Origin of the sequence: uncultured Frigoribacterium sp. (assembly GCF_963515265.1) — a bacterium.
Classification (GTDB): domain Bacteria; phylum Actinomycetota; class Actinomycetes; order Actinomycetales; family Microbacteriaceae; genus Frigoribacterium.
This window is the reverse complement of record NZ_CAUPYL010000284.1, coordinates 1-2,530: the sequence shown is the minus strand read 5'-3', so window position 1 is coordinate 2,530 and position 2,530 is coordinate 1. Positions and strand designations below refer to the sequence as shown.

Below are 2,530 nucleotides of genomic sequence, written 5' to 3'. Positions count from 1 at the left end.
CAGGGGCGCCCACCCGGGCCGCCGTGTCCGCCGGCGTCGGCGCCGGCGCGCACGCGGCCGCCGGGACCTCCGGGGAAGGAGCGTCCCGTGAGCGGTGACCGCGACGTCGTCCTGCTCGAGACCGTCAAGACCCACCGGGCACGACTCGTCTCGGCCCTGCTCTTCGGCGAGCTCGACGAGCGCCGGCCCGTCGTCGACAACGTGCGCCGCCTCGTGGTGAGCCTCGTCGTCGCCGCCGTCGCCTGCGCGGGCTGTGCCGGCACCTCGTTCGTGCTCTCGGTCCTCGCGGACCAGCGGGAGGCCCAGGCGCAGCAGCAGCTCGAGCAGCAGCAGCGGTCGGGCAGCACAGGAGGTGCGACGACGTCGCCGACGCCGGCCGACACCGCCCCCGCCGACACCGCACGGACCGACGGTCCCGACCCCGGCCAGATCCCGACGACGGAGCCCCGATGACCGACTACACCCGTCTGACCATCGTCGGGTCCACGCGGCGCGCCGATCTCGTCGTGCCCGCCGACGAGCCGATCGGCGGCCTCGTGCCCCGGCTCATGGAGCTGCTCGGCGAGGTGCCCGGCGCTGTGTCGCGCCCGCTCGCCCTCGTGCGCTCGACGGGCGAGCAGCTCGACTCGTCGCTGTCGGCGGCGGAGCAGCGCGTGGTGGACGGCGAGCTGCTGCGTCTGCTGCGCGAGGACGCCGCCCCGCCGCCTCCCGAGGTCGCCGACGTCACCGACGTGCTCGCCGAGTCGCTCGCCTCGCGACCGGGACTCTGGACCCGTCGTTCGAGGACGGCCACGGCGGCCGTCACGATCGGTGCGCTCTCCGGGGTGCTCTCGCTGGTCGCCGTGCGGCTCGACGAGGTCGAGCCGCTCGGGTCGCTCGGCGGCGCCTGGATGTTCGCCGTCGCCGTCGCGATCGTCGCGGGCCGGTTCCGCGGCCGCTGGCTCTCGGTCGCCGCGACGGCCGTCGCGCTCGGCACCTCCGTGCCGCTGGCCGCGACGATCGTCGCGAGCGGCACCTCCGGCCTGCTCGTGCCCGCCGTGGACCCGCCGCTCGTCGCGCTGGTGCTGGTCTGGGCGGCTCTCGCCCTCGGGGTCGGAGCGGGCCTCGGCCACCGGTCGGCGTGGTGGGCCGGCGTGCTCGGCACGGTGCTCGCCGCGACCCCGGTCGTGCTGCGGCTGCTCGGAGTCGACGACGCCGGGGCCGTCGGGACGGGGGCCGTGCTCACCGTCGTCGTCTGCGGACTGCTGCCCTGGTACGCGATGAGCGCCTCCGGCCTGACCGGGCTCGACGACCAGGTCGTCGACGGTCGACGGGGGCGGCGCGACGAGGTGCTCGTCACCGTCTCGGAGGCGTACCGCACGCTCACCTGGGCGACCTTCGCGGTCGCCGGACCGATCGCCGTGACGACCGTCGCCCTCGTCGGTGCCGACGACCTCTGGCAGGTCGGGCTCGGCGTCGCCGTGGTGCTCGTCGTCGCGGCCCGCACCCGCGCCCTCCCCGTGGCCGTGCAGGGCTGGGCGCTCTGGGCCGCGGCCCTCGTCGGCCTCGCCGGCGGCGTGCTCGTGCAGGCCCTCGCTCCCACGTGGCTGCTCGTCGTCGTGCTCGCGGCCGGCGTGGTCGTGGCCGTCGTCGCGGGCGGCGTCGACCCGGTCGCCCACCAGCGCGCCTCGCTCCGCCGGTTCGGCAACACGGTCGAGGCCCTCGGCGTCGTCGCGCTGCTGCCCGTCCTCGTCGGCGTGTTCGGCGTGTACGGCGAGCTCCTGGCGGCCTTCTCGTGACCGCCTTCGACGCCTTCGTCCGGTCGGCGCCGCTCGCCCTGCTCGGCAGCGTGTCGGCGCGGGTGCACGAGCTCAGCACCGTCGACGAGGTGCTGCGGCGACCCCTCCCGGTCTCGCGACGCATCGGCGTCGTGCAGGCTCGGGGCGGCGCGGGCGCCAGCTCGACCGCCGGCTACGTCGCGTCGTTGCTCGCCCGTCGTCGTCCCGGGCTCGTGCTCGGGGTCGACGCGTCCCGTGGGCCGCGCGGCATGCTCTGGCACGCCGGGGCGCCCACGGGCGGGGGCTCGGCGCACCGGGGCCGTCGACGCGGCGCCACGAGCTCGGCGGAGGCGGTCGACGGCTTGGCCCGGACACCGTCCGGACTGTGGGCCCTCGACCTCGACCCCCGGGACGAGTCGCGCGCCGTCGCGTCCGCCGAGACCTGGTTCGACGAGGTGACGCCCGTCAGCCGTTTCTTCGAGCTCGTCGTCACCGACTGGGGAGTCCGCGACTGGCGGGCCGACCTGACGGACGTCGTCTCGGCCAGCCGCACGGTCTGCATCGTCGCCCGCGCCGACCGGCACGCGGCCGAGGAGGCGGCGGCCCTCGTGCCCGCGATCAAGGACCACCCCGACCGGCCCGACGTCGTGATCGCGCTCGTCGACGTGGGGGCGGCCGGGCGTGCGGCCCCGAGGACGGTGGGCGACGACCCGACCGTGCCCGTCGTGCACGTGCCCTACGACGCGAGACGCGGGGCGGCCCGGCCCGTGGGC

Annotated in this window: 3 protein-coding genes; all 3 read left to right on the top strand. The window is 76.8% G+C overall.

Annotated features, from left to right (window positions below):
* Positions 1-87 precede the first annotated feature (87 nt).
* Positions 88-453 carry a hypothetical protein gene (locus RWM17_RS14025; protein WP_314104667.1) on the top strand — a complete coding sequence of 122 codons (366 nt, stop codon included), beginning with the start codon at positions 88-90 and terminating at the stop codon, positions 451-453.
* Positions 450-1,778: an EsaB/YukD family protein gene (locus RWM17_RS14020; protein ID WP_314104665.1), complete on the top strand. Its 1,329-nt coding sequence runs from the start codon at positions 450-452 to the stop codon at positions 1,776-1,778. The genes RWM17_RS14025 and RWM17_RS14020 overlap by 4 nt, the downstream gene beginning before the upstream one ends.
* Positions 1,775-2,530, top strand: a 756-nt coding sequence (locus RWM17_RS14015) for a hypothetical protein (protein WP_314104663.1), incomplete at its 3' end; no start/stop codon positions are given. The genes RWM17_RS14020 and RWM17_RS14015, both read left to right, overlap by 4 nt.